The organism is Aeromonas popoffii, from assembly GCF_000820025.1.
GTDB lineage: Bacteria > Pseudomonadota > Gammaproteobacteria > Enterobacterales > Aeromonadaceae > Aeromonas > Aeromonas popoffii.
Window position 1 is genome coordinate 1 of record NZ_CDBI01000005.1, and the last position, 6,589, is coordinate 6,589.

A 6,589-nucleotide genomic window follows, 5' to 3' on the forward strand; every position below is an offset into this window, starting at 1 on the left:
TGGACCAGCCCTGCGAGCTGCTGGTGTGGTACCACGGCGAGCTGCAGCGCCGGGTATGCGGGGTAGTGAGCGACTTTGTGCAAGGGGACAGCGGCTTTCGCCGCACCCGCTATCAGCTGCACGTCAAACCTGCCCTGTGGCGATTGGGCCTTCGCCAAAACTCCCGTATCTTTCAGGCACAGAAGCCGGACGAAATCCTCTCCATTTTGCTGCAAGAGCACGGCATCACCGATTACGCCTTTGCCCTGAAAAACGAGCATGCCCAGCGCGAATATTGCGTGCAGTACCGCGAAACCGACCTCGATTTCGTTAACCGCCTGGCCGCCGAAGAGGGGCTCTTTTACTTCCATGAGTTTGAAGCAGGCAAGCACCGTATCGTGTTTGCCGACGATGCGGCTGCATTGACCCAAGGCCCAGAGCTGTTTTTTAACCTCGGCAACCGTTCGCTGGAACAGGGCGCCTACGTGCGCCAGTTCCACTACCGCGAATCGGTGCGCACCTCGGATGTAGAGCTCAAAGACTACAGCTTTAAAACCCCGGCTTATGGTCTCTCCCAGAAGAAAATGGGGGCTGAGCTCGAGCACCAGCGCGACACTTACCAGCACTTTGACTATCCGGGCCGCTACAAAGAGGACCCGAGCGGCAAGGCGTTTGCCCAGCACCGCCTCGATGCGCTGCGCAATGACGCTGTGGCGGGCAGTGGCAAGTCCAACAGCGCGGCCCTGCTGCCGGGCCAGACATTTTCACTCACCGAGCATCCGAACGGTAACCTCAATACCGACTGGCAAATTGTGCGTATCCGCCACACCGGCTTGCAGCCGCAGGCGCTGGAAGAGGAAGGGGGCAGTGGCCCGACCGTTTACCACAACGAATTTGGCGTAGTGAAAGCGAGTACCACCTGGCGCGTCCGCATCGGCAGCCCCGAGGCCCCCCACAAGCCAATGGTCGACGGCCCGCAAATTGCGATAGTGGTGGGCCCCGAGGGGGAGGAGATTTACTGCGACGAGCATGGCCGGGTGAAGCTTCAATTCCCGTGGGACCGCTACGGCAGTTCCAACGACCAGAGCTCCTGCTGGGTGCGGGTGAGTCAGGGTTGGGCAGGCGGCCAGTACGGCATGATGGCCATTCCGCGCATCGGCCACGAGGTCATCGTGAGCTTCCTGGAAGGGGACCCCGACCAGCCCATCGTCACCGGTCGCACCTTCCACGCCACCAACCGACCGCCTTACGAGCTGCCCGCCAACAAGACCCGCACCGTGCTGCGCACCGAGACCCACCAGGGCGAGGGCTTCAACGAACTGCGCTTTGAAGACCAGGCGGGGAAGGAAGAGATTTACATCCACGGTCAGAAAGACCTGAACGTGCTGATAGAGAACGACGCTGCTTGGCACATCAAACACGACGAGCATTGGGACATCGACAACGAGCGGGTCACCCGCATCAAGGCCAACGACCACCTGACAGTGGAAGGCGAGAAACGCGACCATATCAAGGCTGACTATTCGCTGACGGTCGATGCTTCCATGCACCAGAAGCTGGGGCAGTCACTGCTGGTTGATGCTGGCAGCGAAGTGCACCACAAGGCGGGCATGAAAATCGTGATGGAGGCCGGGGCCGAACTGACCCTGAAAGTCGGCGGCAGCTTTGTGAAGATTGATGCCGGTGGTGTCACCCTCTCTGGCGGCTCCATCAAGATGAACTCTGGCGGGAGTGCGGGTTCTGGCTCGGGCTGGGGCGGGCAGATGCCAATACAACCTGATGATGTCGAGGTGGTGCCACCACCCCTACCGGTGGACCCCATCCGTCAGATAGCCACCCTCAAATCCGCCGAGCCAGTCTGTGAAATTTGTGAGCAGTTGGCCAAGGAGGGCAAGTAATGGTCTTGCCAGAGCTCGCGTTGGCTAATGGTGAGCGTCTTTATCTGTTGCTCGATGGCGGGCAACTCTCCGAGCTGGAAAGGCAACTGTTTGAGGTAATCGATAGCCCGGTTTACCAACCTCTTTATCTTTATTCCCCTTGGGATAGCTTGCGCGAGGTATCCCCCTGTCTGGTTGAGGCCAGTGAGCCGTTGCTCCGCTGGTTTCAGCAGCTGCCCGCCAATACGGGATGGCTGCTCGCCTCGTATTTGACGTTATTGCCGCTGGCTGACCAGTTACGCCAGCTCATCGAGGTCGAAAGCCCCTATGGCAGCCGCATTCTGCTCAAGCTGGCGGCCCCGGAAACCATGGCATGCCTGATGGTGGATGCTGACCCTTGGTTTTGGCAGGGGATAGCACAAGTCTGGTTGCCTACTCGTGCGGGTTGGCACCATAGGCAGGTTAAAGAGACGCTTGCCGAGCCGATGGGCGACAGCTGCAGGCTGACCGAGCCACAGTGGGCCCGGCTTGGTGAAGTGAGCTGGCAAAACCAGTTGGATGCGACTTATCGCCACATGCAGGCGTGGTTTCCTGCCCGGTTGTCTGCACAGAGTGACCCGCAGGCGTGGATTGCCCGCTGGGCCAAACAGGCTTATCAACTGGGATTTCAGACCGAGCGCGACCTGCTGCTGTTTTTCAATGTGCTGGGATTTGTCGGCGATGGATGGTGGGAGGGCGATGACTATCCGACCCTGACCAAGTATCTAACCTCCCCCTCGGCACAAACCCCGTCACAACGCGTGGAGCTGGCGGCCAACTGGGCAGAGCAGCACGCATTACCACAGGAGTTAACCTAAATGGGCCAAATAAACCAATCCAAGAGCGGACCCAACCAGGTGGCCATGGTGGCCAGCAATAAAGATTGTAAAAGCCCGGTGGGCACCTGCCCCTTTAAAGATAAAGAGCTCGCCCTGGTGCCGGTGCGTTATGCCCTGGATGAGGTCGTTGAGGCATCAGCCACACAACCTCATCCCCTGCCAGCCAAAGACTTCAAGGGCCCCCTGACGCTCAAGGCTAACCCCTACACCTTGCGTCAATTGCGCGATGGCTGGCTCTATGTCTTTGACGAAACAGCGAAAGCGCTCGATGAGTACGAGGTCAAAGGCAGCCAATTTATCCATGCCAGCAAGGGCAGCAAGGGCCATTTGCTCTACCCTGCCAACCACAAGGTGGCGATGGCATTTTCACACCAGCGCTGGACCGATCGCCTGAAAACCGCCTATAGCGAGCAGAGCAGCCTGCGCAGCAAAGGCATGCGCAGCTTCAAGCTGCTGTCGTTGGCCAGCAAGATGGGGGGCGAGCATGCCGGGTTGCTCGACCTGCTCTCCACCCACGTGGCCGACATGGGCTTGCCCAACGAGGGATTCGTCGACAGCTCTGCCCCCCTCAAGGCGCCTGAGGGGGTAGAGCCGGGCCTACTGTGGTGTGACAAACCGGCAGGCTCACCGGATGAGAGCAAGGCGGGTATGCCGGATTTGAAGAGTACGTTGGTGGTGGCGCTCGACGACCTTATCTCGGATATGCACGAGGTAACGATACGGCTGAGCGACGTGTGGGCCAAGCAGGAGGATCCCTTCAGTAATGATACCCAGCGCCACAAATGGAGCATGGCCGCGATTACCGAGATGGTTGGGTTGCCGCCAGTAAATGAACAGCAGCTCCCTGCCGCCATCAAAGGCAATAGACTGGCGACATTTCGTTTTAAAAAGAGCCTGTTGGCCTACGCCAAAGCCGAGCGAGAGCGCCAACAGTTTATGTTGGCACCGCCTGTGGCTGTGAGCACTCCCCAGATGGCCGAGTCGTTAACGGCTCGGGCGGATAAGGCACTGACGGCCTTGCAAGGATATAAACCAGGGCCAGACCTGGTGCAACAGTGGGGTGAGTATCGCTATCAGGAGGTGGTCCGCTGGCAAGAGCTGGAAGCCTTGATCGCACAACACCAACCCTTGATGGACAAGCTCCGGCAACGGTGGAAAGTGACCTATGACGATGCCCTGCTTGTGCTGGCTGCGCTACCGGGCAACCCTCTCTTGCTTGGGTTTGATAGTCAGACAGAAAATGCACAAACCTATCTGCTCACCAGTGCCCAGGAGTGGCTGGCGATGTTGCAGGTGACGACGCCTGGGATGGAATGGGCCAAGACTCTGCAAAAGCAATTACGTAAAGGCGCTTTGCCCGCATTGGCGCATTATGGCTTTGACGAGACAGTCAAAAAAGAGCTGGTCGGACAGTCGTCCTGGCTCAATATCAGTAACACCACGGCAGGTGCTAACGCCAGTGCGGGGTGGAGTGCGCTGGCCGATGAAGGGCGCGTGCTTGATAGCAAACTGCTTGCCGGTTTGGGGGCATCATCCAAGGCCACCATGGATGCCCTTCATCAAGCCATCACTGGCCCAGCCATGCAGGCATGGGATCGGCTGACCATGGTGCTGCATCCCCTGCTGCTTAAAGGGCAAGCCAACGCTGCCTGGGTGGCTGCGGTAGCGCTGGAAGCGGTACATACCGGGCAAGCGGTACGTTTTAACAAGGCATTCAATACCGAAGCCAAGGCGTGGCTGCAGCACCAACGCGAGGCAGCGGGGATGCAGAGCCGCCAGCTGGGTACCCCAGGACAACCCATCACCCCGCACCAAACGCAGGAGTTGGGACAAGCTGGCCAGCAGTTGCAACGTGCCCGCTGGCCCCGCCTGTTACTCCTTGAAGGTAAGCAGGTCGAGTTTGAAGCCAATGTAGCGCGCTATCAGGCGCTGTTGCGTCAGGGGGGCGTAAAAGCGGCAGGACAGGCTGGCAAGGTCTGGGATAGCTGGGGCAACTTTGGTGGGCTGGCCGCACTGGTCAATATGGCTAATCTCGTTTCAACCCTGGACCACTATCAAGAGAACCGTTTAAAAGTCACAGGCAACCCCAAGGCCCTGGCCGATCTTGACCGCGCCGTGACCTATACTGCCGCCTGGACCGGCAATATGATTGCCGGTGTCTATCAGGGCAAGGCCTATGGAGCGCTGAAAGAAAATACATTATTGGCTATGAAGTTGAAGGATGTGGCCAAAGAAGGTTATGGCGTTTTGGCCCGCCGCTTTGCACTCTCGATGGGGGCCATGGCGGGGCTGGGCTTAGTTGCAGCGGTTTTCGAAGGCTTTGAAACCGCAGAAAAGCTATCTGATGCCACCAACTCTGACACGGAGCAGTTTGCTTACTGGTTAAAAGTACTAGGTATCGGAGCGCAAGGGTTTGCTGCCGTAGGCTCTCTAATTAAGTTGGGTTCAGGAGCAGTTGTCGGTGCAATCTGGGCCCCTTGGATGATGGCGTTTATTGCTATCGGCGGTGTTGCCTACCTGCTTTCAACCTGGTTATTGGCCCGTTTTGGCCGTACTCCTATCGAGCGCTGGTTGCTGCAGTCGACCTGGGGCACCAAACCTGCTGGCTGGACACCCGCCGTCGAGATGGGGGAGTATGAGCGACTGGCTCATGCTCCGGTCGTGACGATAGATGAAAAAGGGGGGGAGTTGGTGATCCGCATGCCAGCACATATCAGTGAAATGACGTTGCACGCCGGTGTGCAGCGCATCGGTTATCAGGCTAACCCCAATGGCAGTTATCCGGCTGTTGTGCCGGTACATGGTGCTCCTCGTGCGCTACCTCTGCCAACTCGTCAGGGTCTGCGGGGTGAATATCGTTTGCCCCATACCCTGACACAGGGGGACAAGCTGATACTGCTGATCACCTATCCAGCCGAAGAGAGCCTGAGTGGAACAGCACAACGTTTTGTGATCCGTGGCTCCCTCGCCCTTGGCGCTGTGCTCACCGCAGAAACAGAGGCTGCCTTACCGGTAAAAGGCATATTGATTGAGATGAAACCATGAACGAAATGCAAATGGAAGATAACCCCCCCCGTTCCGGGGAGCCCCTGTTTCGCTATATCGCGGAACAATATCAGGCACTGCAACAAGAGCCAGTACTTTACCAGTGGCGAATTAATCATCGGCAGCACACTGCTTGGTGCTCAGCATTGGGGGCCGGAATTGGGGGGATGCTTTTTGGCCTTTATTTGGCATTTCGCGGTGAGGGAATGCCAATTTTCAATCTAGCCTCAAATACAATGTATGGTTTGGGGTTGGTGTGGATTTTTTATGACCGTTACTTGATAAGTGCCAATAAAATATACCAGTACCATATTACGTCCAAAGGCATTTACTACACCGTGCAGGATGACATTCCCGAGATTGCCTTTACCATCATGCGTGGTGTGGGATGGTTTGGCTGTATTGCCTGTGTCCTGGCGGCAGGACTGCTTGGCCCAGCGGCCTTTATCGGTGCTGGTGCAAGTGCATTGCTGGCTTGGAAAATAAAAGATATGAAGCCGGAGTTAAAAGAAGAGGTGTGTCTTTACTCTAATGGCGATAAAGCCGAGTTAACCCTGTTTGAGAAAGGAAGAGCAATCAAACTACATGGTCGTGAACATATCTCTGAATTCGGTGTGCTCTACTGTTTAGAAGGGGAATATCAGAAGGTATTGAAGATGCTCTATCCCTATCTGGATAATTATGAAGTGCATGAGGTAGATAGCTGGCGTGCGTTTTGAAGTTGACTTCAGCGCTGTTTCGTCAGGGTCAACGGGGTGAATATCGTTTGCCCCATACCCTGACACAGGGGGGCAGGGCAAGATCGCGAAC

General features: G+C 57.0%; 4 protein-coding genes. All 4 read left to right on the forward strand.

Translation table 11 applies throughout. The features are described from left to right. On the forward strand, positions 1 to 1,877 hold a 1,877-nt coding region (locus tag BN1129_RS00655), incomplete at its 5' end, for a type VI secretion system Vgr family protein (RefSeq protein ID WP_042033849.1). Then, a complete protein-coding gene (locus BN1129_RS00660; protein ID WP_042033851.1) occupies positions 1,877 to 2,713 on the forward strand; it encodes a DUF4123 domain-containing protein in 837 nt (278 codons plus the stop codon). The genes BN1129_RS00655 and BN1129_RS00660, both read left to right, overlap by 1 nt. Continuing rightward, entirely contained in the window at positions 2,714 to 5,779 is a 3,066-nt protein-coding gene (locus BN1129_RS00665; protein WP_042033852.1) for a toxin VasX, read from the forward strand. It abuts the gene before it with no gap. Further along, complete coding sequence (locus BN1129_RS21725; protein ID WP_052449289.1) at positions 5,776 to 6,498, forward strand: hypothetical protein; 723 nt, start codon at positions 5,776 to 5,778, stop codon at positions 6,496 to 6,498. Before BN1129_RS00665 ends, BN1129_RS21725 begins: the two co-directional genes overlap by 4 nt. Positions 6,499 to 6,589 lie beyond the last annotated feature (91 nt).